The following is a 23,988-nucleotide window of genomic DNA, read 5'->3' on the forward strand; positions in this document are numbered from 1 at the left end:
TAGGTCACGGCACGTATGTCACGACGGGCAGTTTGTCGATCCGGATCGCCGTCGCCTTGAACTCCGCCGCCCCCGCGATCGGGCAACTGGCCACGGCTGCCAGCGTGTTGGTGTCCACCTCGTCGGGGAAGCGCACGGTCATAAAGGCGAGTCCGGGCCGCAGCGCGGTGTCGATCCACACCGGCGCGACCACCGAGCCGCGCCGCGAGGAGATCTGCACCTCCTCACCGACCACCACTCCGTAACGCTCGGCGTCCTCCGGACACAGCTCGATGCACTCGCCACGCCGGAGCGGCGAGGCGAAACTCCCGCTACGCACAACGGAGTTGTAGGACTCCAGCCGCCGCCCGGTCGTCAGCCGGACCGGATACCGCTCGTCCGTGAGATCGACCGGCGGTTCGTGTTGCACCAGACCGAACGGCGCGCGCCGACCCCGCGCGGCCGGGTCGGTCTCCCACAACCGGTGGTGCAGATACGGAGGTTCGACCCGGTCGGCACTCGGACAGGGCCACTGGATTCCCTGCCGCCGCTCCAGATGCTCGTACGTCATCCCGTGATGGTCCGGCGAGAGCGACCGCAGCTCGTCCCAGACCGCCTCGGCATCGGCGTACTCCCACTCGTGGCCAAGACGCCGTGCCAGCGCGCAGAGGATGTCGATGTCGTCGCGGGTCTCGCCGGGCGGGGCGAGCGCCTTGCGTACCCGTCGAACTCGCCGTTCACCGCTGGTGGTTGTGCCTTCGCTCTCCGCCCAGGCGTCGGTCGCCGGCAGGACCACGTCCGCCAGTTCCGCCGTCCTGGTGAGAGAGACGTCCTGCACGACCAGGAAGTCGAGAGCCGCCAACCGCCGTACCGTCCGCTCGCTTTCCGCGGCCGACTGCGCCGGGTCCGCGCTGATGCAGTGGACGGCCCGCAGGGTGCCCGCCTCCATCTCCTCGAACATCTCCGTCAGGTTCAGCCCGTAGTGCGGCGGGACTTCGCCGCCCCAGGCCGCCCTGAACCGCAGCCGGGCCTCGCGGTCGAGGACGTCCTGGAAGCCGGGGAGGCGGTGGGGGACGGCACCCATGTCGACGCTGCCCTGCACGTTGTTCTGGCCGCCCAGGGGCTGCAAACCGCAGCCGGGGCGGCCGACATGACCGGTCAGCAGGGCGAGGTTGATCAGGGCACGGACGTTGTCGGTGCCGTTGTGGTGCTCGGTGACGCCGAGGGTCCAGCACAGCTGAGCCCGATCGGCTCGGGCATACGCGTGCGCCAACTCCCTTATGGCCGACGCCGGTACGCCCGTCACCTTCTGCGCGAGCGACAGCGTCCACGGTTCGACCAGTGCCCGGTACTCCTCGAAGCCGCTGGTCGCCCGCCCGATGAAGGCCTCGTTGGCCAGGCCCGCGTGGATGATCTCCCTGCCGATCGCATGCGCCAGCGGGATGTCGGTACCGACGTTGAGGCCCAGCCAGCCCTCCGCCCACTGCGCGGTGGGTGTCCGCCGCGGATCGACCGCGTACATCCGGGCACCGCCCCGGATGCCCTTCAGGACGTGCTGGAAGAAGACCGGTTGCGTGAGGCGGGCGTTGGAGCCCCACAGCACGACGACGTCGGTGTCCTCGGTCTCCTCGAACGAGGAGGTGCTACCGCCCGAACCGAACACGGCCGAGAGAGCCGCGGAACTCGGCGCGTGGCAGTCACGGTCGGAGGAGTCGACGTTGTTCGTTCCCATGACCACCCGGGCGAACTTCTGCGCCAGGTAGTTCGTCTCGTTGGTCGCGCGAGCGGAGGAGAGCATGCCGAACGCGCCACGATTGCGCTCCAGGCCGCGGGCCACCCTGTCCAACGCCTCGTCCCAACTCGCCCTCCGCAACGGCTCGTTGCGAGCGTCCCTGACGAGCGGGTGGGTGAGCCGTGGACAGGCCCGCGCCCGGGGGTCCCTCATGCGGCGGTCCGGTGGGCGAGGAGGTCGCTGAGGGCGTGGACGGTGCGCAGGGTCGGCACGTCGACGTCGGTGATGTGGGCGAGTTCGATGACGGCGGCGAGGAGGACGTCGAGTTCGAGGGGTTTGCCGGCTTCGAGGTCTTGGAGGGTGGAGGTGCGGTGGTCGCCGACGCGTTCGGCGCCGGCGAGGCGGCGTTCGATGGAGATGCCGACCTCGCAGCCCAGTGCTTCGGCCACGGTGAGGGTTTCCCGCATCATGGTCTCGATGACGTGGCGGGTGCCGCCGTGGTGGCACATCTGGCGCATGGTGGCGCGGGCCAGGGCGCTGATGGGGTTGAAGCTGATGTTGCCGAGCAGTTTGAGCCAGATGTCGTTGCGCAGGTCGGTTTCGACGGGGCATTTGAGTCCGCCGGCTTGCATGGCCTCGCTGAAGGCCTGGCAGCGGTCCGAGATGGTCCGGTCGGGTTCGCCGATGGAGAAGCGGGTGCCTTCCAGGTGTCGCACCACACCCGGGGCTTCGAGTTCGGTGGCCGCGTAGACCACGCAGCCAATGGCGCGTTCGGGGGCGAGGACCGCGCTGACCGCGCCGCCGGGATCGACGCTGTGGATGCGGTGGCCGTCGTGGGGTCCGCCGTGGTGGTGGAAGTACCACCAGGGGATGCCGTTCTGGGCGGCGATGACGGCGGTGGTCTGGTGGAGCAGGGGCTCGATGAGCGGCCCGCACGCCGCGTACGAGTGGGCTTTGAGTCCGAGCAGGACGTAGTCGGCGGGGCCGATGTCGGCGGGGTTGTCGGTGGCGTGGGGGTGGGCGGTGAAGTCGCCGCGGGGGCTGTGGACTTGTACGCCGTGGTGCCTCATGGCCGCGAGGTGCGGTCCACGGGCGATGAGGTGGACGTCGGCGCCTGCGCGGTGCAGGGCTGCGCCGACGTAGGCGCCGATGGCTCCGGCGCCGAGGATGGCGACTTTCACTGTGTGGAGCTCCGTTCGGTCGAGGGTGTACCGCGGAACTGTCGAAACCTGTCGACTCCATATTGTCTACAGTATGTTCGAGTTCGTCGACAAGGGTTCGCACATCGGCGCGGCACCCCTGCTCCAGCGCAGACCTGCCCTGAGTGCGTCGGTGCGGGTGAACGCGGGCGAATGCGTGCGGGCGCGGGCCGGCGAGGTGGATTGGGCGAGGAAACCGGCCGGTCCGACCGTTCGGCGCGTGCTGCATACCGTTCATCGCATACGTTCGACGCGCCGCCTTTTCAACGTCCTCGGTACTCCCTACCGTCCGGGATCATGAGTCCCCCCGTCGCCCCCGCCGGCTGGAGCCGCTGGCTCGTTCCCCCAGCCGCGCTCTCGGTCCACCTCTCCATCGGTCAGGCGTACGCCTGGTCCGTGTTCAAGCCGCCCCTGGAGTCCGCGCTCGGGCTGAGCGGCACACAGAGCGCGCTGCCGTTCCAACTCGGCATCGTCATGCTCGGATTGTCGGCCGCGTTCGGCGGCACCCTCGTGGAGCGCAACGGTCCGCGCTGGGCCATGACCGTCGCCCTGGTCTGCTTCTCGTCCGGCTTCCTGCTCTCCGCGCTGGGCGCGTACACCGAGCAGTACTGGCTGATCGTCCTCGGCTACGGCTTCGTGGGCGGGATAGGCCTCGGTATCGGCTACATCTCGCCGGTGTCGACCCTGATCAAGTGGTTCCCGGACCGGCCCGGCATGGCCACCGGCATCGCCATCATGGGCTTCGGTGGCGGCGCGCTGATCGCCTCGCCCTGGTCGGCGCAGATGCTGGAGTCGTTCGGTTCCGACAGCTCCGGGATCGCGCTGGCGTTCCTTGTACACGGGCTTTCGTATGCGGTCTTCATGACGCTGGGCGTGCTGCTCGTGCGAGTGCCGCGCACCGAGAAACCCGCGGGGGACAGTGGACCGAGCGTCCTCGCAGGGCCGCAGGTCTCGGCCCGCAGCGCCGTACGCACCCCGCAGTTCTGGTGCCTGTGGGTCGTGCTCTGTATGAACGTGACGGCGGGCATCGGCATCCTGGAGAAGGCCGCCCCGATGATCACGGACTTCTTCCAGAACACCTCGACAACGGTGTCAGTGTCGGCGGCGGCGGGCTTCGTGGCACTGCTGTCGGCGGCCAACATGGCCGGCCGTATCGGCTGGTCGTCCACCTCCGACCTGATCGGCCGCAAGAACATCTACCGCCTCTACCTGGGCGCGGGCGCGCTGATGTACCTGCTCATCGCGCTGGTCGGCGACTCGTCCAAGCCGCTGTTCATCCTCTGCGCCCTGGTGATCCTCTCCTTCTACGGCGGTGGCTTCGCCACGATCCCCGCCTATCTGAAGGACCTCTTCGGCACCTATCAAGTCGGCGCGATCCACGGCCGGTTGCTCACCGCCTGGTCCACGGCCGGTGTCCTCGGGCCACTGATCGTGAACTGGATCGCCGACCGGCAGGAGGAGGCCGGCAAGGACGGCGCCTCCCTCTACACCATGTCCCTGTTCATCATGATCGGGCTGCTGCTGATCGGCTTCGTCGCCAACGAACTGGTCCGGCCCGTCCATGTCCGCCACCACATCCCCGCACCGAGGGAGGCCGCCGATGTCGGAGCACAGCAGCAGCCAGAGTCCGCCTGACCGGCGCCCGCTGATCGCCTTCGCCTGGCTGTGGGTGGGGATACCGCTCACCTACGGGCTGTACGAACTCGTACAGAAGGCGACCCAGCTGTTCACCAACTGAGCGTTCGGGAGGTGTTCGGGCGTCCGATGGTCTGACAGAAGCCCACAACCCGGGCGCCCGATTCCTGTTCCATCACCTGCCGTCGTACCCGCGAGTCACTGATCAGACTGGTGGATCCCGCTACCCAAGGCAACGAGGGGGACCACCCGTATGATCGGCTCGCGCATCGCCGCACTCGGCCACTACCAGCCCGCCAAGGTGCTCACCAACGAGGACCTGGCGGAACTGGTCGACACCAGTGACGAGTGGATCAGGAGCCGGGTGGGCATCCGTACGCGTCACGTCGCCGGGCCCGACGAGCCGGTCGACGAGCTCGCCGCCCACGCCGCCGCCAAGGCGCTCGCCGCCGCGGGCCTCACGCCCGGCGACATCGACCTGGTCCTGGTCGCCACGTCGACCGCCGTCGACCGGTCCCCGAACATGGCCGCCCGGGTCTCCGCCCGGCTCGGCATCCCCTCGCCGGCCGCGATGGACGTCAACGTGGTCTGCGCGGGCTTCACCCACGCGCTGGCGACCGCCGACCACACCGTGCGGGCGGGCGGCGCGACCCGGGCGCTGGTCATCGGCGCCGACAAGATGACCGACGTGACCGACTGGACCGACCGCACGACCTGTGTGCTCGTCGGCGACGGGGCGGGGGCCGCCGTCGTGGAAGCCTGCGGTCCGGGCGACGAGTCCGGGATCGGGCCCGTGCTGTGGGGTTCGGTGCCGGAGATGGGGCACGCGGTGCGCATCGAGGGGCAGCCCGCGCGGTTCGCGCAGGAGGGGCAGAGCGTGTACCGCTGGGCGACCACCCAGCTGCCGCCGCTCGCACGCAAGGCCTGCGAGCGGGCGGGCCTCGCGCCCGAGGAGCTCGCCGGGGTCGTTCTGCACCAGGCCAACCTGCGGATCATCGAGCCGCTCGCCGCGAAGATCGGCGCCGTCAACGCCGTCGTCGCGCGCGACGTCGCCGAATCGGGTAACACCTCCGCGGCCAGCATTCCGCTCGCCTTCTCCAAGCTCGTCGAGCAGGGCGCCCTCTCCGCCGGTGACCCGGTGCTGCTCTTCGGGTTCGGCGGCAACCTGTCGTACGCCGGTCAGGTCGTCCGCTGCCCGTGACCGGGCGGTACGGCAGAGTGTGACGCGGTCGACTCGGTGACGGGGTGGCTACGGTCCGCCGTAGGCTGTAGACGAAAGACAATTCACAGCCACTGCCCGACCACAGCCACCCCAGGGGGACCCGACCGATGTTGTCGACGCCAGGACTGCCGCAGGGTGCGGTGCCCAAGCTCGAGCGCCCCGGTCCGTTGCGTGATCGTGTGTATGAGGCGTTGCTGGAGTTGATCACGACGCGTGCTCTGCAGCCTGGTCAGCATTTGGTGGAGAGTGAGTTGGCGGGTCATCTGGGGGTGTCGCGGCAGCCGGTGCGGGAGGCGTTGCAGCGGTTGAACACTGAGGGGTGGGTGGATCTGCGGCCTGCTCAGGGTGCGTTCGTGCATGAGCCGACGGAGGAGGAGGCGGACCAACTCCTGACGGTGCGTACGTTGTTGGAGGCGGAGGCCGCCCGACTCGCCGCGGTGAACTCCTCTCAGGCCGGCACCGACGCCCTGAGCGAGATCTACCGGCAGGGACTGGAGGCCGTCGCCGCCGACGACGTCGACGCCGCGGTGCTCCTCAACGCCCGTTTCCACGCGAAGATCATGGAGCTCGCGGGCAACGCCGTACTCGCCGAGCTCGCGGCACAGGTCGACCGTCGGGTGCGCTGGTACTACGCTCCGATCGCCCGGCAGCGCGGGCGCCAGTCCTGGGACGAGCACGAGGAGCTGATCACCGCGATCGCCTTCGGCGACCAGGAGCGCGCGATGCATCTCATGCGTGAACACACCGAGCACACGAGGCGCTCGTACCACGCCCGCGCCAAGTCCTGAGCGCTGCCCTTCCATCAGGCTGAGGCGTCTCCGCCCCGCCGCGGCATTTGTCACCCGGCTTTGTCCTGCGAGTGGAGAAAGTCGTCGGTAAATCGTGCACAGATTCTTCCCAGGTTCGGCAGCCGCTGCTACGTTCCACTCCAAAGCCCGACAGTTGGCGGCCGATCAAGGCGGGGAGGGGCTCGTGAGACGTATGACGGCGCGACCCGCGAACGGTCATCAGGCCCGGCTGCTGAAGCTGTTGCGCGACGGGGGTCCCAACTCCCGTGCGCAGCTGGGCGATCAGGTCGATCTGTCGCGGTCGAAGCTGGCCGTGGAGGTGGACCGGCTGCTGGAGACGGGCCTGATCGTGGCCGACGGACTCGCCGCCTCGCGCGGCGGCCGCCGCTCCCACAACATCCGGCTCGCCCCCAACCTGCGTTTCCTCGGCGTGGACATCGGCGCGACCTCGGTCGACGTCGCGGTCACCAACGCCGAACTGGAGATCCTGGGGCACCTCAACCAGCCCATGGACGTCCGCGAGGGCCCGGTCGCGGTCTTCGAGCAAGTCCTGTCCATGGCCGCCAAGTTGAGGGCGACGGGACTCGCGGAGGGTTTCGACGGCGCCGGTATCGGCGTCCCGGGCCCGGTCCGTTTCCCCGAGGGCGTGCCGGTCGCGCCGCCGATCATGCCGGGCTGGGACGGGTTCCCGGTGCGCGAGGCGCTCAGCCAGGAACTGGGCTGCCCGGTCATGGTCGACAACGACGTGAACCTGATGGCGATGGGGGAGCAGCACGCGGGCGTCGCACGTTCCGTGGGTGACTTCCTCTGCGTCAAGATCGGCACCGGTATAGGGTGCGGCATCGTCGTCGGCGGTGAGGTCTACCGCGGTACGACGGGCAGCGCCGGCGACATCGGACACATCCAGGCCGTGCCCGACGGCCGGCCCTGCGCCTGCGGCAACCAGGGTTGCCTGGAAGCCCACTTCAGCGGGGCGGCCCTCGCCCGGGACGCCATCGAGGCGGCCCAGCAGGGGCGCTCCGCCGAACTCGCCTCCCGGCTGGAGACGAACGGCACCCTGACCGCCGTGGACGTCGCCGCGGCGGCCGCCGCCGGCGACGCCACCGCCCTCGACCTCATCCGTGAGGGCGGCAACCGTACCGGGCAGGTCATCGCGGGCCTGGTCAGCTTCTTCAATCCCGGCCTGGTGGTGATCGGTGGCGGGGTGACCGGCCTCGGCCACACCCTGCTCGCCGCGATCCGTACCCAGGTCTACCGCCAGTCGCTGCCCCTGGCGACCGGCAACCTACCCATCGTTCTGGGGGAGTTGGGCCCCACCGCCGGCGTCATCGGCGCGGCCCGACTGATCAGCGACCACCTGTTCTCACCCGCGTAGGCCGGCACGCGGTCGCGCACGTCGTAACAGGTCCGCGCATGTCGTAGCGGGCCTACGCCCGCCGCAACGGGTCCGCGTCAACCCGATCGGTCCATCCAACTCCACACGGCCCCAAGCCAGTTCAACCGGTCCTACGTCAGCCCGCACCGCCAACGTCAGTCCGCACACCAACATCATTCCGATCCAGTCCTACGTCAGTCCGCACGGCCCCACGCAAGCCCGCGCAAGCCACTGGTCCGCCGCAGCTCACCGGCACGATCCTCGCCGCAGTGCCCTGCCTCGCTCCGCCCTGCCCTGAACCGGCCCGTACGCCAGCCGAGGGGAATCACACATGGCACCAGAACCAGCGCTCCTCAGCATGTCCGGCATCACCAAGTCGTTCCCCGGAGTCCGGGCCCTCGACGGCGTCGACCTCGACGTCCAGGCCGGTGAAGTGCACTGTCTGCTCGGCCAGAACGGGGCCGGCAAGTCCACCCTCATCAAGGTTCTGGCGGGCGCCCACCAGCCCGACGACGGCACCATCTCCTGGCGCGGCGAGCCGGTCACGCTGCGCTCGCCGATCGCCGCCATGCGCCTCGGCATCGCCACGATCTACCAGGAACTCGACCTGGTGGAGCACCTCTCGGTCGCCGAGAACGTCCACCTCGGCCACGAACCCACGACGGCCGGATTCGTCGTACGCGGCAAGGCCGCCCGCGCGTCGGCCGGCGCGCTGCTGAAGCGACTCGGTCACCCCGAGATCGATCCGGCCCGTCTGGTAGGGGAGTTGTCGGCGGCCCAGCAGCAGATCGTCTCCATGGCGCGGGCGCTCTCCCACGAGGTGCGGCTCATCGTGATGGACGAACCGTCCGCCGCGCTCGACCCGGACGAGGTCGACAACCTCTTCCGGATCGTCGGTGACCTGACCGCCGACGGCGTCGCCGTCGTCTACATCTCCCACCGGCTGGAGGAGATTCGCCGGATCGGTGACCGGGTGACCGTGCTGAAGGACGGCCGGGCGGTCGCCGGCGGACTGCCCGCGAAGGCGACGCCGACCCGTGAGGTCGTGGCGCTGATGACGGGACGGAACGTGGAGTACGTCTTCCCGGACCGCCCGGTCACGGCCCCCGCGGGGACGCCGGTCCTGGAGGTCAAGGGCCTCGCCAGGGAGGGTGAGTTCGAGTCGCTCGACCTCACCCTGCACCCGGGCGAGATCGTCGGACTGGCCGGGCTCGTCGGCTCCGGACGATCCGAAATACTGGAGACTGTATACGGTGCGCGGAAGCCGACCTCCGGCCAGGTCCTGGTCGACGGCCGCCCGCTCAAGCCCGGCAGCGTCCGCGCGGCCGTCCGCGCCGGCCTCGGCCTCGCTCCCGAGGAGCGCAAGGCGCAGGCGCTGCTGATGCTGGAGTCCGTCACCCGCAACGTCTCGGTCTCCTCCATGTCCCGTTTCTCGCGCGGCGGCTGGATCGACCGGGGCGTCGAACTGGGTGCGGCCCGGGCGGCGACCCGCGAACTGTCCCTGCGGCCCGACAACCCCACGGCCCCCGTCCGCACCCTGTCCGGCGGCAACCAGCAGAAGGCCGTCCTGGCCCGCTGGCTGCTGCGCGGCTGCCGGGTGCTGCTGCTCGACGAACCGACCCGCGGCGTCGACGTCGGCGCCCGCAGTGAACTGTATGCAGTCGTCCGTCGACTCGCCGACGAAGGCCTCGCCGTCCTGCTCGTCTCCAGCGAGGTGCCCGAGGTCCTCGGCCTCGCCGACCGCGTGCTCGTGCTGCGCGAGGGCCGCGTCGTCCACACCGCCCCCGCCCGCGAACTCGACGAACACCGCGTACTCGACCTCGTCATGGAAGGGAGCCCGGCGTCATGACGCAGCACGTCTCCCCGCCCCGGGACGGCACCGGAAAGACCGCCCCCGCGGACCGCCCCGACGCCTGGCGCGGACTGCTGTCCCGCGTCGACGTCCGTACCCTCTCCCTGCTCGGAGTCCTCGCCGCGCTGATCCTGGTCGGCGGGATCACCAAGCCGGACGAGTTCCTCGACACCCGCAACCTCCAACTCGTCCTCACCCAGGGCTCCGTGATCGGCGTCGTCACGGTCGGCATGACCTTCGTGATCATGTCGGGCGGCATCGACCTGTCCGTCGGCGCGATCGTCGCCCTCGCCTCCGTGTGGGCGACCACGGTCGCCACCCAGGAGTACGGCTTCGGCGGCATCCTGCTCACCGCCGTGCTCGTGGGCCTCGGCTGCGGCCTGGTCAACGGACTGCTCATCGCGTACGGCGGAATGGTCCCCTTCATCGCTACGCTCGCCATGCTCGCCTCGGCGCGCGGCCTCGCCCTCCAGATCACCGACGGCAAGACCCAGATCGTCACCGTCGACAGCGTCCTGGACCTCGGTCTGCGCGACGCGTACGTGCTCGGGATCCCGCCGCTCGTCATGGTCTTCGCCGTCGTCACGATCATCGGCTGGCTGGTCCTCAACCGCACCACCTTCGGCCGCCGCACGGTCGCCGTCGGCGGCAACGCGGAGGCCGCCCGGCTCGCCGGCATCGACGTACGCCGCCAACGCCTCTACCTCTACCTGCTGTCCGGACTGTGCTGCGGTATCGCCGCCTTCCTGCTGATCATCCTGTCGGGCTCGGGCCAGAACACCAACGGCAACCTCTACGAGCTCGACGCCATCGCCGCCGCGATCATCGGCGGCACCCTGCTCAGCGGCGGCCGCGGCACCATCACCGGCTCCGTGCTCGGAGTCCTGATCTTCACCACGATCACCAACATCTTCGCCCTGAACAACCTGCAGAGCGACGTCCAGCAGATCGCCAAGGGCGCGATCATCGTCGCCGCCGTGCTGGTCCAGCGCCGTACCGCAAGCACGACCTGAGGAAAGGGTTCACCGCCATGCCACAGCTCCCCACACGCAGAGGACTGCTCTTCGGTGCCGCCGCCGTTTCCGCGGGTGCCGTCCTTGTAGGTTGCACGAGTAACGAGTCGGACGACGAGCCCGCCGCCAACGACCAGCCGGCCGCCGACGACAAGCCGGGCAAGCAGGTCACGATCGGTTTCGCCGGTCCGCAGGCCGACCACGGCTGGCTCAACGCGATCAACGACAACGCCAAGTCCCGCGCCAAGAAGTACTCGGACGTCACCCTGGAGATCACCGAGGGCTCCAACGACACGGCCGCCCAGATCGGCCAGATCGAGACCCTGATCAACAAGAAGGTCGACGTCCTGGTGGTGCTGCCCGCCGACGGCAAGGCCCTCACCCAGGTCGGTCTGAAGGCGATGCGCGCGGGCATCCCGGTCGTCAACCTCGACCGGATCTTCAACACCCCGCAGGCGTACCGCTGTTGGATCGGCGGCGACAACTACGGCATGGGCCTCAACGCCGGGCACTACATCGGCGAGAAGCTCAAGGGGAAGTCCGACGCCCGGGTCATCGAACTGGCCGGCCTGGACAACCTGGAACTGACCCAGCAGCGCACCAAGGGCTTCGACGACGCGCTGAAGAACTACCCGAACATCAAGAAGGTGGCCCGGCAGGCGGCCGAGTTCACCGTGGAGTCCGGGCAGGCGAAGATGGCCCAACTCCTGCAGGCGCAGTCGAAGTTCGACGCGCTGTGGAACCACGACGACGACCAGGGCGTGGGCGCGCTGCGGGCCATCGAGCAGGCCGGGCGGGACGACTTCCTGATGGTCGGCGGCGCGGGCGCGCTCTCCGCGTTCCAGGCCATCAAGCAGGACGACGGCGTCCTCAAGGCGACCGTCCTGTACCCGCCGACCATGGCCGCCTCCGCGATCGACCTCGCCCGCGCCCTCGGCCAGAGCAAGGGGATCGGCGGTCTCGCCGAGTTCGAGATCCCCGCGTCGCTCACGCTCTACTCGGCCGTCGTCGACAAGACCAACGTCGACCAGTACATGTCCACCGGCTTCAAGTGAGGCGTTCCGCCCGACGCGCCGGGAAGGGCCGTCGGGCGGAAGGCACCCCCCACCGCGCCACGACGACGAGGAGGACATTGCGCATGGCACAGCCGCAGCAGTCAGAAGGCGCCGAGAAGCCGCCACTTCGGGTCGGCATGGTCGGCTACGCCTTCATGGGCGCCGCCCACTCGCAGGGCTGGCGCACCGCGGGCCGCGTCTTCGACCTCCCCAGGCAGCCGGTCCTGTCCGCGATCTGCGGGCGCGACCCGGTCGCCGTGCGGGCCGCGGCCGACCGGCACGGCTGGGCGGCGGCCGAGACCGACTGGCGGGCGCTGATCGCCCGGGACGACGTCGACCTCGTCGACATCTGCACCCCCGGCGACAGCCACGCCGAGATCGCCGTCGCGGCCCTCGCCGCGGGCAAGCACGTACTGTGTGAGAAGCCCCTCGCCAACACGGTGGAGGAGGCCTCCGTGATGGTGGCGGCGGCCGAAGAGGCGTATGCGCGCGGTCAGTTGGCGATGGTCGGCTTCAACTACCGTCGCGTGCCCGCCACCGCGCTCGCCCGCGGCATGGTCGCCGACGGCCGCCTGGGCAAGCTGCGGCACATCCGGGTGACGTACCTTCAGGACTGGCTGGTGGACCCGGAGTTCCCCCTCACCTGGCGGCTGCGCAAGGAGCACGCCGGCTCGGGCTCGCTCGGCGACCTGGGGGCGCACATCATCGACCTCGCCCAGTACCTGGCGGGGGAACGGCTCGCGGGGGTCTCCGCGCTCATGGAGACCTTCGTACGGGAACGCCCCCTGCCCGTCGGCGCCACCAGCGGACTGTCCGCCGTGTCCGCCGCCGGCACCGGCCAGGTCACTGTGGACGACGCAGCCCTGTTCACGGGCCGCTTCACCTCCGGCGCCCTCGCCTCCTTCGAGGCCACCCGGTACGCCACCGGACGCAAGAACGCGCTGCGCATCGAACTCAACGGCCAGCGCGGCTCGTTGGCCTTCGACCTGGAGCGCCTCAACGAGCTCTCGTACCACGACGGCACCGAGCCCGGCACACACGCCGGCTTCCGCCGCATCCTCGTCACCGAACCCGACCACCCCTACCTGGACGCCTGGTGGCCGCCCGGCCACGGCCTCGGCTACGAGCACACCTTCGTCCACCAGGCCCGCGACCTCGTCCACGCCATCGCCGAGGGCCGTCAACCCGAACCCTCCTTCGCCGACGGGCTCCAGGTTCAACGAGTACTGGCGGCGGTCGAGGAGAGCGCCGAGAAGAACTCCGTCTACACGCCCATAGCCGTCTGAGGAGGCGACACGACATGCCGCGCAGCTTCACGCTCTTCACCGGTCAGTGGGCGGACCTCCCGCTCGAAGAGGTCTGCCGTCTGGCCCGCGACTTCGGCTACGACGGACTCGAACTCGCCTGCTGGGGGGACCACTTCGAGGTCGACAAGGCCCTCGCCGACCCGACGTACATCAATTCCCGCCACCAACTCCTGGAGAAGTACGGCCTGAAGTGCTGGGCCGTCTCCAACCACCTCGTCGGCCAGGCCGTCTGCGACGCCATCATCGACGAACGCCACCAGGCGATCCTGCCGGCCGCCATCTGGGGCGACGGGGACCCGGAAGGGGTACGACAGCGCGCCGCGGACCGTATGAAGGACACCGCCCGGGCCGCCGCCGCCTTCGGAGTCGACACCGTCATCGGCTTCACCGGCTCCTCGATCTGGCACCTGGTCGCCATGTTCCCGCCCGCCCCCGAGTCGATGATCGAACGCGGCTACGAGGACTTCGCGACACGCTGGAACCCGATCCTGGACGTCTTCGACGCGGAGGGCGTGCGGTTCGCGCACGAGGTCCACCCGAGCGAGATCGCCTACGACTACTGGACGACCGTCCGCACACTGGATGCAGTCGACCGTCGACCGGCTTTCGGCCTCAACTTCGACCCCTCCCACTTCGTCTGGCAGGACCTCGACCCCGTCGGCTTCCTCTACGACTTCCGCGACCGCATCTACCACGTGGACTGCAAGGAGGCCCGCAAACGCCTCGACGGCCGCAACGGCCGCCTCGGCTCCCACCTGCCCTGGGGCGACCCGCGCCGCGGCTGGGACTTCGTCTCCGCCGGACACGGCGACGTCCCCTGGGAGGACGTCTTCCGGATGCTGCGCTCCATCGACTACCAGGGCCCCGTCTCGGTCGAGTGGGAGGACGCCGGCATGGACCGGCTGCAGGGCGCCCCGGAGGCCCTGAAGACCCTCAAGGCGTACGACTTCGAGCCGCCGTCGGCCTCGTTCGACGCGGCGTTCGGCAACTGATGGTGCGTCAACTCACTTCCGGCTGAGAGGAGGTACCCGCGATGCGCTCAACCAACCGACTCACCACGGCAGTTGTCGGCGCCGCCGTGCTCCTGGGCTGTGTCTCCGGCCCCGCTGCCTCGCAAGGCGGGGACGACGGGAAACGGGTGCTGGTCTTCTCCAAGACGGCCGGCTTCCGGCACGACTCCATCCCCGACGGCGTCACCGCGCTGAAGCAGCTCGGTGAGACGAGCGGCTTCTCGGTCGACGCCACGGAGGACGCCGCGACCTTCACCTCCGGCAACCTCCGTCGGTACGACGCGGTCGTCTTCCTGTCGACGACCGGTGACGTGCTGAACACCGCGCAACAGAGGGCGTTCGAGGGCTACATCAGACACGGAGGCGGCTACGTCGGCATCCATGCCGCCGCCGACACCGAGTACGACTGGGCGTTCTACGGCGGCCTCGCCGGCGCCTACTTCCAGTCGCACCCGGCGATCCAGCCCGCCACGGTCGACGTCGAGGACCACGCCCACCCGGCGACCTCGGCCCTGGAACAGACCTGGAACCGGACCGACGAGTGGTACAACTACCGCTCCAACCCCCGGGAGCGGGCCCACGTCCTCGCCTCGCTCGACGAGACCTCGTACACCGGCGGCACCATGAACGGCGACCATCCGATCGCCTGGTGCCAGAACTACCAGGGCGGCCGCGCCTTCTACACCGGCGGCGGCCACACGAAGGAGTCGTACGCGGATCCCGTGTTCCGTCGGCACCTCGCCGGCGGAATCCTGTATGCGATCGGCGACGTACAGGCCGACTGTCGACCGGAGAACGGATACCGTCCGCTGTTCGACGGCACGGCCGCCTCGCTCGACGACTGGCGGCAGGCGGGCCCGGGCTCCTTCACCCTGGACGACAACGGCACGATCACGTCGACCGGCGGCATGGGCATGCTCTGGTACGCCGGCTCCGGCTTCGGCGCGTACTCGCTGAAGCTCGACTGGAGGATGGCCGGCGACGACAACTCCGGTGTGTTCGTGGGCTTCCCGCCCTCGGACGATCCGTGGTCGGCCGTGAACAACGGCTACGAGATCCAGATCGACGCCACCGACGTACCCGAGAAGACGACCGGGTCCGTCTACGGCTTCCGCTCCGCCGACCTGAAGAAGCGCGACCGCGCGCTGAACCCGCCGGGGGAGTGGAACACGTACGAGATCCGCGTCGAGGGCGAACGGCTCCGCGTCTGGCTCAACGGCGTGAAGATCAACGACTTCACCAACACCGATCCGGCCCGGAGCCTGCGCGACGGTCACCTCGGCATACAGAACCACGGAGCCGACGACCAGGTGTCCTTCCGGAACGTCCGGATCAAGGAACTGCCCGGCAAGGGCGGCTGAGCGGCGGCGGGCGGGGGACGCCGGACCCCCGCCCGCCGTCTTTTCCACCCCGGCCCCCGGGCGTCCCTCGAGCGGGCATCGCCTCAACAGGGCCGCGCCTCAACGAGGTTGCCCTTCAACAGGGTTGCCCGCACATGGGGTTCATCCACGACGCGTTCGACAAGGAGGCTGCCCATGACCGCGTCCGTTTCCTCAGGCCGCGCAGGGGTCTGGCCGACCGGGGCGCGCGGCTCCGTCGCCACCACCGTTGTGGCGGGCCGCGCCGCCGCCATCGCGGGCCTGAACCCGCCGACCGGCCTCGTCACCGAGAGCCCCGAGGCGGCCGTTGGTCCCGGCCGCACGACGGGTCGTACGACGGAGCCGGGAGAGCCGCGATGAGCCCGCGACGGACAACGGCCGCCTCCACCGAACGCTCCCGCCCCACCACCCCCCTCCGCTTCGGCTACGGAACCAACGGCCTCACCGACCTACGCCTCGACGACGCCCTGGGCCTGCTCGCCGACCTCGGCTACGACGGCGTCGGCCTGACCCTCGACCACATGCACCTCGACCCGCTCGCCCCGGACCTGGCCGCCCGCACCGCTCGCGTGGCCCGGCGACTGGACGCGCTCGGGCTGGACGTCGCCGTGGAGACCGGGGCCCGCTATGTCCTGGACCCGCGCCGCAAGCACGGGCCCTCCCTCCTCGACGCCGACCCCGACGACCGGGCCCGCCGAGTGGACCTCCTGGTCCGAGCGGTCCGGGTCGCCGCCGACCTCGGCGCCTACGCCCTGCACTGCTTCAGCGGGATCACCCCGGCGGGCACCGACCCCGACACGGCCTGGAAGCGCCTCGCCGAAGCCCTCACCCCGGTCGTGGAAGCCGCCGCCACCGCCCGCGTGCCCCTCGCCATCGAGCCGGAACCCGGCCACCTCCTCGCCACCCTCGCCGACTTCCACCGACTCCGCCGGGAACTCGGCGACCCCGAACCCCTCGGTCTGACCCTCGACATCGGCCACTGCCAGTGCCTCGAACCCCGCCCGCCCGCCGACTGCGTACGCGATGCCGCGCCCTGGCTGCGGCACGTCCAGATCGAGGACATGCGCCGCCGCGTCCACGAGCACCTCCCCCTCGGCGAGGGCGAGATCGACTTCCCTTCCGTCCTGACGGCCCTGGCCGACACCGGATACCGGGGACTCACCGTCGTCGAACTGCCCCGCCACTCCCACGCGGGCCCCCACTTCGCCGAACAGTCCCTGCCCTTCCTCCACCGAGCGACGGCACCCCCCGCCCCACCCCCTGGCGATCCCTCCGCCACCCCTGAAGGGAGTACCGCATGACCCACGCCCACACCACCCCGGCCACCCCGGGCACCTCCACCGCGGACACGGTGGACATCGTGGACACCGAGGCCCGCATCCCGCCCGCGGCCCTGCGCGCCCTCCTCGACTCCCGCCTCGCCGGCGCCGCCCGTGCCTGGCTCGGCCGGGCCCTCGACGAGGCGGCCGCCCACCCCGGCATCCACGGACCCATCTCGGTGTGGGAGCTGCGCCTTGCCGAGGCCGGGCGGCGCTGCGGGTCCGAGCACGCCGACGCCGCCCGCGTCCTCATCCTGCACGCGGCCCGCGCCGACACCGCCGCCCTCACCCGCGTCTACCGGCAGGGCACCGCCGCCGAACGCCGCGCCGTCCTGCACGCCCTGCCTCACCTCGTGCCGGGCCCGGAGGCACTGCCGCTCGTCGAGGACGCCCTGCGCACCAACGACACCCGGCTCGTCACCGCCGCCGTCGGCCCCTACGCCGCCCGCCACCTCGACCCCCACCAGTGGCGGCACGCCGTCCTGAAGTGCCTCTTCACCGGCGTACCCGTAGACGCCGTGTCAGAACTGGACCGCCGCGCCCACTCCGACGCCGAACTCGCCCGCATGCTCGGCGACTACGCCGCCGAACGCACCGCCGCGGGGCGTGCTGTGCCCGACGACCTCCATCGCGCGCTGGCCCTGACCCGAGCCGCGCCGCCCGAGTCCAAGGAGCAGCGCTGATGCGCATCTTCGACCCCCACATCCACATGACCTCGCGCACCACCGACGACTACGAGGCCATGCACGCCGCCGGCGTCCGCGCCCTCGTCGAGCCCGCCTTCTGGCTCGGCCAGCCCCGCACCTCGCCCGCCTCCTTCCTCGACTACTTCGACTCCCTCCTCGGCTGGGAGCCCTTCCGCGCCGCCCAGTACGGCATCGCCCACCACTGCACGATCGCCCTCAACCCCAAGGAGGCCAACGACCCGCGCTGCGTGCCCGTCCTCGACGAACTGCCCCGCTATCTCGTCAAGGACCAGGTCGTCGCCGTCGGGGAGATCGGCTACGACTCCATGACCCCCGCCGAGGACACCGCCCTCGCCGCCCAGCTCCAGCTCGCCGCCGACCACGAACTGCCCGCCCTCGTGCACACCCCGCACCGCGACAAGCTCGTCGGCCTGCGCCGCACCCTCGACGTCGTCCGGGAGTCCGCGCTGCCCACCGACCACGTCCTGGTCGACCACCTCAACGAGACCACCGTCGAGGAGGCCAGGGACAGCGGCTGCTGGCTGGGCTTCTCCGTCTATCCGGACACCAAGATGGACGAGGAGCGGATGGTCGCGATCCTGAAGGAGTACGGCCCGCAGAAGGTGCTGGTGAACTCCGCCGCGGACTGGGGGAAGAGCGACCCCCTCAAGACCCGCGCAGTCGCGGACGCCATGCTGGCGAGCGGCTTCGGCGAGGACGACGTCGACCTGGTGCTGTGGCGCAACCCCGTCGCCTTCTACGGACTCAGCGGCCGCCTCACCCTCGACGCCGAGGGCACCACGGACACCGGGGCCGCCGGGGCGAGAGGGGCCACCCACGAGGGCAACTCGATCCTGCGCGGGGGCGAGTAGAGGATGCGCTTCCGCCACCCCGACGGTTCCACCGTCCACCTCGCCTACTGCACCAACGTCCACCCCGCCGAAACCCTCGACGGCGTCCTCGCCCAGCTCCGCGAGCACTGCGAGCCCGTCCGCCGCCGCCTCGGCCGGGACCGCCTCGGCATCGGCCTGTGGCTGGCCGCCGACGCGGCCCGCACCCTCGACTCCGACCCGTCCGCCCTGCGCACCCTGCGCGCCGAACTCGACCGGCGCGGCCTGGAGGTCGTCACCCTCAACGGCTTCCCCTACGAGGGGTTCGGCGCCGAGGAGGTCAAGTACCGCGTCTACAAGCCGGACTGGGCCGACCCCGAACGCCTGGAGCACACCACCGCCCTCGCCCGGGTCCTGGCCGGACTGCTCCCCGACGACGTCACCGAGGGCAGCATCTCCACCCTGCCGCTGGCCTGGCGCACCGCCCACGACGCCGCCCGCGCCGAGAAGGCCCTGCGCACCCTCGCCGAACGCCTCGACGCCCTGGAGGAGCTGACCGGGAAATCCCTCCGCGTCGGCCTTGAGCCCGAACCCGGCTGTGTCGTGGAGACCACCCATGACGCCCTCGCCCCGCTCACCGCGATCGCCCACCCCCGGATCGGCGTCTGCGTCGACACCTGCCACCTCGCCACCTCCTTCGAAGACCCGCACACCGCCGTCGACGCCCTCACCGCCGCCGGCGTCACCATCGTCAAGTCCCAGCTCTCGGCGGCCCTGCACGCCGAGCACCCCCATCTCCCCGAGGTCCGCGCGGCCCTCGCGGCCTTCGACGAACCCCGCTTCCTGCACCAGACCCGCACGGCCACCGCCGCCGGCCTGCGCGGCACCGACGACCTCGGCGAGGCCCTCAGCGGCGACACGCTGCCCGACGCGAGCCCCTGGCGCGCCCACTTCCACGTCCCGCTGCACGCGTCCCCCGCCGCACCCCTCACCTCCACCCTCCCCGTCCTCGAGACCGCGCTGACCCGGCTGGTCGGCGGACCGCACCCGCTCACCCGCCATCTGGAGGTCGAGACCTACACCTGGCAGGCCCTCCCGACCGAGCTGCGCCCCCGCGGCCGGACCCAGCTCGCCGACGGCATCGCCGCCGAACTCACCCTCGCCCGGGACCTGTTGACGGACCTCGGCCTGAAGGAGCTCCCATGAGCACCCACGACGCCGCACCGGCCGCCGACCAGCCCGGCCAGGTCTCCAGGAGCACCCACGACGACGCCGCCACCGAGCAGGCCGACCCCGGTCCCACCCCGCTCCTCGTCCTCGACGTCGTCGGCCTCACCCCCCGCCTCCTCGACCACATGCCCCACCTCAAGACCCTCGCCCAGACGGGCTCCCACGCCCCGCTCGGCACCGTCCTGCCCGCCGTCACCTGCGCCGCCCAGTCCACCTTCCTGACCGGCACCCACCCGGCGGAGCACGGCATCGTCGGCAACGGCTGGTACTTCCGCGAACTCGGCGACGTACTCCTGTGGCGACAGCACAACGGCCTGGTCGCCGGCGACAAGCTGTGGGACGCCGCCCGCCGCGCCCACCCCGGCTACACCGTCGCCAACATCTGCTGGTGGTACGCCATGGGCGCCGACACCGACATCACCGTCACCCCCCGTCCGATCTACTACTCCGACGGCCGCAAGGAACCCGACTGCTACACCCGGCCCCCGGCCCTGCACGACGAACTCACCGAGAAACTCGGCACCTTCCCCCTCTTCCACTTCTGGGGACCCGGCGCCGACCTGGTCTCCAGCCGGTGGATCATCGACGCCACCCGCCACATCATGGCCACCCGCCACCCCGACCTGACCCTCTGCTACCTCCCTCATCTCGACTACGACCTGCAACGCTTCGGCCCCGGCGACCCGCGCGCCCTGAAGGCCGCCGCCGACCTGGACCGGGCCCTGGCCCCGCTCCTGGACGACGCCCGCGCCGAGGGCCGTACCGTCGTCGCGCTGTCCGAGTACGGCATCACCCGGGTCAGCCGTCCCGTCGACATCAACCGCGCCCTGCGCCGCGCCGGACTGCTGGAAGTGCACACCCAGGACGGCATGGAGTACCTCGACCCGATGGCCTCCCGCGCCTTCGCGGTCGCCGACCACCAGCTCGCCCACGTCTACGTACGCCGCCCCGAGGACCTGGACGCCACCCGCGAGGCCCTCGCCACTCTGCCCGGCATCGAGCGACTCCTCGACGACGAGGGCAAGAAGACCCACCACCTCGACCACCCGCGCTCCGGCGAGCTCGTCGCCGTCGCGGAGCCGGACGCCTGGTTCACGTACTACTACTGGCTCGACGACGCCCGCGCGCCCGACTTCGCGCGACTCGTCGAGATCCACCGCAAACCCGGCTACGACCCGGTCGAACTCTTCATGGATCCGCTCGACCCCTACGTGAAGGTCAAGGCGGCGACGGCGCTGGCCCGCAAGAAGCTCGGTCTGCGCTACCGCATGGCGGTCGTACCTCTGGATCCGTCACCTGTTCGCGGCAGCCACGGCCGTCTCCCCGCGAGCGACGACGAAGGTCCGCTCCTCATCTGCTCCACCCCCCGAGCTGTCGGTGACCGCGTCGCGGCCACCGATGTGAAAGCACTCCTGCTCCGACTGGCCGGCCTCGACTGACCGGCCGTCACCACCGGCCCACACCTCACCACCGGCCCCGTCCGACCGGTCTTCTGCGACTGGTCCCCAGTGAAGCACCCGCCACTGACAACGCCCTCCGACACCGAGGAGCCCCACGCATGAGCCGTATCTCCCGGCCCGATCCCGAACTCACCCACCGCCTCACCAGACGAGGCATGCTCGGTGTGGCCGCGGGCGCCACCGCCGCCGCGCTCGTGGGCGCCGCCGCCGGCCCCGCCACCGCGACCACGGCGTCCGCCGCCGGACGCGGCCGCCCCGTCCTGCCGCCCGGTCGCCTCGGCATCCAGCTCTACAGCCTCCGCGACAAGGTCTCCACCCTCGGCTTCGCCCCCGTCTTCGCCGAGTTGGCGAAGTACGGCTACGACGAGGTCGAGTTCGCCGGCTACACCCAGGGCTCGGCCGGCCCGATCACCCTCGCCCAGCTCAAGCGGCTGGCCAGGAACCACGGCCTGAACCCGATCGGCAGCCACGTCGGCTACTACTCCGACGACCCGAACGCCTACACCTTCGCCCAGAACCTCACCAAGGTCCTCGACGACGCCCAGGCCCTCGGCCTCAAGCACATCGGCACCGCCTCGGGGCCGTTCCGCTACGGCTCCACCGTCGACGCCTGGAAGCGCGCGGCGGAGGAGTTCAACACCTACGGCGCGGCGGCCAGGGCGCGCGGCATGAAGTTCTACCAGCACAACCACTCCGAGGAGTTCTCCTTCGCCACCGACAATCCCAAGGTCCGGCTCTACGACGTCCTGCTCGCCGAGACCGACCCCGACCTGGTGTTCCTGGAGATGGACATCTTCTGGGCGTACTCGGGCCAGTTCCGTTTCTCCAAGCGGCCCGACGGCAGCGCCGCGCCGTTCGAGCCTCTCGACTACGTCCTCGAACAGCCCCACCGCTACCCGCTCTTCCACGTCAAGGACGGCGTGAACGACCCCACGAACACCTACGGGTACCGCATGACCGACGTCGGTGACGGCGACATCGACTACCGGCGGTTCATCTCCGCCGTGACGCGGCTGCGCGGTGAGCGGTTCGCCCACCACTGGCAGGCCGAACACGACCAGCCCACCGAGTCGTTCACCTTCGCCCGCCGCTCCAGCAAGCACCTGCACTCGCTCAGGGAGAAGTGCGGCGAATAGCCACGTCGCGTCAAGCAGGCGCCCGGCCGGGAAGATTCCGGCCGGGCGCCTGCTTGGACTGCAATGCCGCGTGGTCGATCCGGCCCGGGGACCGGGCTCAGTCCGTCTCCCGGCTGATCGGCAGCGGGTTGGCCTTGACCTCCTTCTTCGGTCGGCCCGGCGGTGTCAGGAACAGTGCGATGCACGCGGCGAACAGAGAGATCGAGCCGGCCAGCGTGAACGCGCCGCTGTGTCCCCAGTTGTCGACCACGACCTTGCCCATTCCGGCTCCGAGAAGTCCGGAAACGAGCTTGGAGCTGTAGACCAGGCCGTAGTTGGAGGCGTTGTTGTTCTCGCCGAAGTAGTCCGCCGTCATCGCCGCGAACATCGGGAAGATGGCGCCACCGCCGAATCCGGAGATGCTGGAGAAGAGCAGGAACAACGGGAGGTTCTTCATGTCGGCGGACCACAGGATGCCGTACTGCGAAAGGCCGAGGACGACACAGACGAAGATCAGGCACCGCTTACGTCCGTAACGGTCCGACAGCCAGCCGATCACGCCGCGCCCGGTGCCGTTGACGATGGCCTTCATCGACATGGCCGTCGCGACGATCCCGCCCGCGAAACCGGCTTCCTCGCCTATGTCGACCTGGAAGGCGATACCGAAGATGTTCACGCCCGAGGTGCACAGCAGGCAGAACCACATCAGCGCGACCCGCCCGGTCCGCCAGGCCTCGCCCGGGGTGTACTGCCGTACGGCAGGCGGGTTCATGGCCAGGGCGCGCCGGGCACGGGGGTCGTCCGGCGGGCTCAGCGGGTCGACGTCGGCCGGCCACCAGTTCTTCGGCGGGTCCTTGAAGAAGGAGCCGGCCACCGCCACCGCCGTGGCCAGGAAGACACCGACCGAGACGAGCACCCAGCGGAAGTTCGTCAGGTCCATGTAGCTGGTGAAGAGGAAGACGAACGGCACGGAACCGTAGGCGAATCCGCCGTTGACGAATCCGGTCTTGCCTCCCTTTCGCTCCGGATACCACTTGCCGACCATGTTCACACAGGTCGCGTAGACCATTCCGGCGCCCATACCGCTGAACATGCCGAACCCGACGTAGGCGACGACCACATGCGGCGCGAACGCGAGGGACAGATATCCGAGCAGGGTGCCGACCGCGCCGAGGATCATCGCCCAACGCGCGGGCAACTTGCCGCTCTCCCTGAGCTTTCCGGCCGGGAAGGCGACCGCCGCCTGGGAGAACACCCAGACGCCGAGCATCCAGAAGATGTGTCCGTCGTTCCAGCCGTGTGCGATGTGCAGGGTGTCCTCGGCGGACGCGAACGCGTACTCCGCCGAGCTGATGCCCATCATGCCGATCCACGGCAGGATGACCATCCACTTGCGTTTACGGCCCATGATGTCGATGTCGGTCTCACCGACGCGGTACATGCGGCCGTTGTGGTCCGTCACCTCCCGGTACGGGACGGACGTCGAGTAGTCGATCGTTGTCATCTGCTCAAGCACTCCTTGCGTCGAAAGATCTGGCCAGCGCCCCCTGTCCAAATGCCTTTCGTGCGCGCATGGATCCAGGGGCCGGGCGACGCGCACCGTCGGTTTGGCCCCTTGCTCGGTCACGTCACGTCAGATCACCCCGCTCGACTTCAGCAGGCGCAATTCCTCGTCGCCGAGGCCGAGTTCGCCGATGAGGATTTCTTCGGTGTGTTGGCCCAGGAGGGGGGAGGGGGTGATGTGGGTGGGGGAGTCGGAGAGTTTGAGGGGGTTGCCGACGGTGGTGTAGGTGCCGCGTTGG

At 70.2% G+C, this 23,988-nt stretch carries 21 protein-coding genes and 2 pseudogenes; 19 read left to right on the forward strand and 4 right to left on the reverse strand.

From position 1 onward, the window contains the following. Positions 1-4 precede the first annotated feature (4 nt). Positions 5-1,924 (reverse strand): molybdopterin oxidoreductase family protein, encoded by a 1,920-nt coding sequence (locus tag ABKA17_RS13845; protein WP_353692294.1) that lies wholly within the window; start codon positions 1,922-1,924, stop codon positions 5-7. After that, entirely contained in the window at positions 1,921-2,892 is a 972-nt protein-coding gene (locus ABKA17_RS13850) for a 2-dehydropantoate 2-reductase (RefSeq protein WP_353692295.1), read from the reverse strand. The genes ABKA17_RS13845 and ABKA17_RS13850 overlap by 4 nt, the downstream gene beginning before the upstream one ends. 73 nt (positions 2,893-2,965) lie before the next feature. Here ABKA17_RS13850 and ABKA17_RS13855 point away from each other — a divergent pair, with 73 nt between their 5' ends. The 19 genes and pseudogenes from ABKA17_RS13855 to ABKA17_RS13945 all read left to right on the forward strand — a co-directional run bounded on the left by ABKA17_RS13855 (position 2,966) and on the right by ABKA17_RS13945 (position 22,207). After that, the gene (locus tag ABKA17_RS13855; RefSeq protein ID WP_353692296.1) at positions 2,966-3,211 is read left to right on the forward strand and encodes a hypothetical protein; all 246 of its coding nucleotides are present in this window, start codon (positions 2,966-2,968) and stop codon (positions 3,209-3,211) included. Continuing rightward, a complete protein-coding gene (locus tag ABKA17_RS13860) occupies positions 3,208-4,545 on the forward strand; it encodes an OFA family MFS transporter (protein ID WP_353692297.1) in 1,338 nt (445 codons plus the stop codon). The genes ABKA17_RS13855 and ABKA17_RS13860 overlap by 4 nt, the downstream gene beginning before the upstream one ends. Further along, positions 4,511-4,648, forward strand: a complete 138-nt coding sequence (locus tag ABKA17_RS13865) for an MFS transporter small subunit (protein ID WP_353692298.1) — start codon at positions 4,511-4,513, stop codon at positions 4,646-4,648. Before ABKA17_RS13860 ends, ABKA17_RS13865 begins: the two co-directional genes overlap by 35 nt. A gap of 150 nt (positions 4,649-4,798) precedes the next feature. Next, the gene (locus ABKA17_RS13870; protein ID WP_353692299.1) at positions 4,799-5,746 is read left to right on the forward strand and encodes a beta-ketoacyl-ACP synthase III; all 948 of its coding nucleotides are present in this window, start codon (positions 4,799-4,801) and stop codon (positions 5,744-5,746) included. 128 nt (positions 5,747-5,874) lie between these two features. Continuing rightward, positions 5,875-6,555 (forward strand): GntR family transcriptional regulator, encoded by a 681-nt coding sequence (locus ABKA17_RS13875; RefSeq protein ID WP_353692300.1) that lies wholly within the window; start codon positions 5,875-5,877, stop codon positions 6,553-6,555. A 193-nt stretch (positions 6,556-6,748) separates the two neighbouring features. Next, a complete protein-coding gene (locus tag ABKA17_RS13880) occupies positions 6,749-7,930 on the forward strand; it encodes an ROK family transcriptional regulator (protein ID WP_353692348.1) in 1,182 nt (393 codons plus the stop codon). Between the two features lie 331 nt (positions 7,931-8,261). Further along, entirely contained in the window at positions 8,262-9,779 is a 1,518-nt protein-coding gene (locus ABKA17_RS13885; RefSeq protein WP_353692301.1) for a sugar ABC transporter ATP-binding protein, read from the forward strand. Further along, positions 9,776-10,795 carry an ABC transporter permease gene (locus tag ABKA17_RS13890; RefSeq protein WP_353692302.1) on the forward strand — a complete coding sequence of 340 codons (1,020 nt, stop codon included), beginning with the start codon at positions 9,776-9,778 and terminating at the stop codon, positions 10,793-10,795. Before ABKA17_RS13885 ends, ABKA17_RS13890 begins: the two co-directional genes overlap by 4 nt. A 17-nt stretch (positions 10,796-10,812) precedes the next feature. After that, positions 10,813-11,850 carry a substrate-binding domain-containing protein gene (locus tag ABKA17_RS13895; protein WP_353692303.1) on the forward strand — a complete coding sequence of 346 codons (1,038 nt, stop codon included), beginning with the start codon at positions 10,813-10,815 and terminating at the stop codon, positions 11,848-11,850. Between the two features lie 83 nt (positions 11,851-11,933). After that, positions 11,934-13,136 carry a Gfo/Idh/MocA family protein gene (locus tag ABKA17_RS13900; protein ID WP_353692304.1) on the forward strand — a complete coding sequence of 401 codons (1,203 nt, stop codon included), beginning with the start codon at positions 11,934-11,936 and terminating at the stop codon, positions 13,134-13,136. Positions 13,137-13,150: 14 nt separating this feature from the next. Further along, entirely contained in the window at positions 13,151-14,149 is a 999-nt protein-coding gene (locus tag ABKA17_RS13905) for a sugar phosphate isomerase/epimerase family protein (protein WP_353692305.1), read from the forward strand. Positions 14,150-14,190: 41 nt separating this feature from the next. After that, complete coding sequence (locus ABKA17_RS13910; RefSeq protein ID WP_353692306.1) at positions 14,191-15,528, forward strand: ThuA domain-containing protein; 1,338 nt, start codon at positions 14,191-14,193, stop codon at positions 15,526-15,528. Positions 15,529-15,702: 174 nt separating this feature from the next. After that, a pseudogene (locus ABKA17_RS13915) lies at positions 15,703-15,843 on the forward strand (inositol-3-phosphate synthase); the annotation flags it as partial. 59 nt (positions 15,844-15,902) lie between these two features. Then, positions 15,903-16,847, forward strand: coding sequence for a sugar phosphate isomerase/epimerase family protein (locus tag ABKA17_RS13920; protein WP_353692307.1), 945 nt, complete (start codon positions 15,903-15,905; stop codon positions 16,845-16,847). Continuing rightward, on the forward strand, positions 16,844-17,548 hold the full coding sequence (locus ABKA17_RS13925; RefSeq protein ID WP_353692308.1) for an EboA domain-containing protein: 705 nt from the start codon (positions 16,844-16,846) through the stop codon (positions 17,546-17,548). The genes ABKA17_RS13920 and ABKA17_RS13925 overlap by 4 nt, the downstream gene beginning before the upstream one ends. Further along, on the forward strand, positions 17,548-18,423 hold the full coding sequence (locus ABKA17_RS13930; RefSeq protein ID WP_353692309.1) for a TatD family hydrolase: 876 nt from the start codon (positions 17,548-17,550) through the stop codon (positions 18,421-18,423). Before ABKA17_RS13925 ends, ABKA17_RS13930 begins: the two co-directional genes overlap by 1 nt. Positions 18,424-18,426: 3 nt before the next feature. After that, complete coding sequence (gene eboE, locus ABKA17_RS13935; RefSeq protein WP_353692310.1) at positions 18,427-19,587, forward strand: metabolite traffic protein EboE; 1,161 nt, start codon at positions 18,427-18,429, stop codon at positions 19,585-19,587. Continuing rightward, a complete protein-coding gene (locus ABKA17_RS13940) occupies positions 19,584-21,050 on the forward strand; it encodes an alkaline phosphatase family protein (protein WP_353692311.1) in 1,467 nt (488 codons plus the stop codon). The genes eboE and ABKA17_RS13940 overlap by 4 nt, the downstream gene beginning before the upstream one ends. Before the next feature lie 119 nt (positions 21,051-21,169). Beyond that, positions 21,170-22,207 carry a sugar phosphate isomerase/epimerase family protein gene (locus ABKA17_RS13945; protein ID WP_353692312.1) on the forward strand — a complete coding sequence of 346 codons (1,038 nt, stop codon included), beginning with the start codon at positions 21,170-21,172 and terminating at the stop codon, positions 22,205-22,207. Positions 22,208-22,304: 97 nt separating this feature from the next. Here ABKA17_RS13945 and ABKA17_RS13950 read toward each other — a convergent pair whose 3' ends face one another. Together ABKA17_RS13950 and ABKA17_RS13955 are read right to left on the reverse strand one after the other, a co-directional pair. Beyond that, positions 22,305-23,690: an OFA family MFS transporter gene (locus ABKA17_RS13950; protein ID WP_353692313.1), complete on the reverse strand. Its 1,386-nt coding sequence runs from the start codon at positions 23,688-23,690 to the stop codon at positions 22,305-22,307. A gap of 129 nt (positions 23,691-23,819) precedes the next feature. Continuing rightward, positions 23,820-23,988, reverse strand: a pseudogene (locus ABKA17_RS13955) (formyl-CoA transferase); the annotation flags it as partial.

The sequence above is a fragment of the Streptomyces sp. RG80 genome (assembly GCF_040446465.1).
Lineage (GTDB): Bacteria > Actinomycetota > Actinomycetes > Streptomycetales > Streptomycetaceae > Streptomyces.

Excerpts from the sequence above, each read along its gene's own strand:
- ABKA17_RS13860 (WP_353692297.1), top strand. The coding sequence starts at position 3,208 with ATGAGTCCCCCCGTCGCCCCCGCCGGCTGGAGCCGCTGGCTCGTTCCC.
- ABKA17_RS13865 (WP_353692298.1), top strand. The coding sequence starts at position 4,511 with ATGTCGGAGCACAGCAGCAGCCAGAGTCCGCCTGACCGGCGCCCGCTG.
- ABKA17_RS13845 (WP_353692294.1), bottom strand. The coding sequence starts at position 1,924 with ATGAGGGACCCCCGGGCGCGGGCCTGTCCACGGCTCACCCACCCGCTC.
- ABKA17_RS13925 (WP_353692308.1), top strand. The coding sequence starts at position 16,844 with ATGACCCACGCCCACACCACCCCGGCCACCCCGGGCACCTCCACCGCG.
- ABKA17_RS13945 (WP_353692312.1), top strand. The coding sequence starts at position 21,170 with ATGAGCCGTATCTCCCGGCCCGATCCCGAACTCACCCACCGCCTCACC.
- ABKA17_RS13855 (WP_353692296.1), top strand. The coding sequence starts at position 2,966 with ATGTTCGAGTTCGTCGACAAGGGTTCGCACATCGGCGCGGCACCCCTG.
- ABKA17_RS13890 (WP_353692302.1), top strand. The coding sequence starts at position 9,776 with ATGACGCAGCACGTCTCCCCGCCCCGGGACGGCACCGGAAAGACCGCC.
- eboE (WP_353692310.1), top strand. The coding sequence starts at position 18,427 with ATGCGCTTCCGCCACCCCGACGGTTCCACCGTCCACCTCGCCTACTGC.
- ABKA17_RS13880 (WP_353692348.1), top strand. The coding sequence starts at position 6,749 with ATGACGGCGCGACCCGCGAACGGTCATCAGGCCCGGCTGCTGAAGCTG.
- ABKA17_RS13885 (WP_353692301.1), top strand. The coding sequence starts at position 8,262 with ATGGCACCAGAACCAGCGCTCCTCAGCATGTCCGGCATCACCAAGTCG.
- ABKA17_RS13920 (WP_353692307.1), top strand. The coding sequence starts at position 15,903 with ATGAGCCCGCGACGGACAACGGCCGCCTCCACCGAACGCTCCCGCCCC.
- ABKA17_RS13940 (WP_353692311.1), top strand. The coding sequence starts at position 19,584 with ATGAGCACCCACGACGCCGCACCGGCCGCCGACCAGCCCGGCCAGGTC.
- ABKA17_RS13950 (WP_353692313.1), bottom strand. The coding sequence starts at position 23,690 with ATGACAACGATCGACTACTCGACGTCCGTCCCGTACCGGGAGGTGACG.
- ABKA17_RS13875 (WP_353692300.1), top strand. The coding sequence starts at position 5,875 with ATGTTGTCGACGCCAGGACTGCCGCAGGGTGCGGTGCCCAAGCTCGAG.
- ABKA17_RS13895 (WP_353692303.1), top strand. The coding sequence starts at position 10,813 with ATGCCACAGCTCCCCACACGCAGAGGACTGCTCTTCGGTGCCGCCGCC.
- ABKA17_RS13900 (WP_353692304.1), top strand. The coding sequence starts at position 11,934 with ATGGCACAGCCGCAGCAGTCAGAAGGCGCCGAGAAGCCGCCACTTCGG.
- ABKA17_RS13930 (WP_353692309.1), top strand. The coding sequence starts at position 17,548 with ATGCGCATCTTCGACCCCCACATCCACATGACCTCGCGCACCACCGAC.
- ABKA17_RS13905 (WP_353692305.1), top strand. The coding sequence starts at position 13,151 with ATGCCGCGCAGCTTCACGCTCTTCACCGGTCAGTGGGCGGACCTCCCG.
- ABKA17_RS13910 (WP_353692306.1), top strand. The coding sequence starts at position 14,191 with ATGCGCTCAACCAACCGACTCACCACGGCAGTTGTCGGCGCCGCCGTG.
- ABKA17_RS13870 (WP_353692299.1), top strand. The coding sequence starts at position 4,799 with ATGATCGGCTCGCGCATCGCCGCACTCGGCCACTACCAGCCCGCCAAG.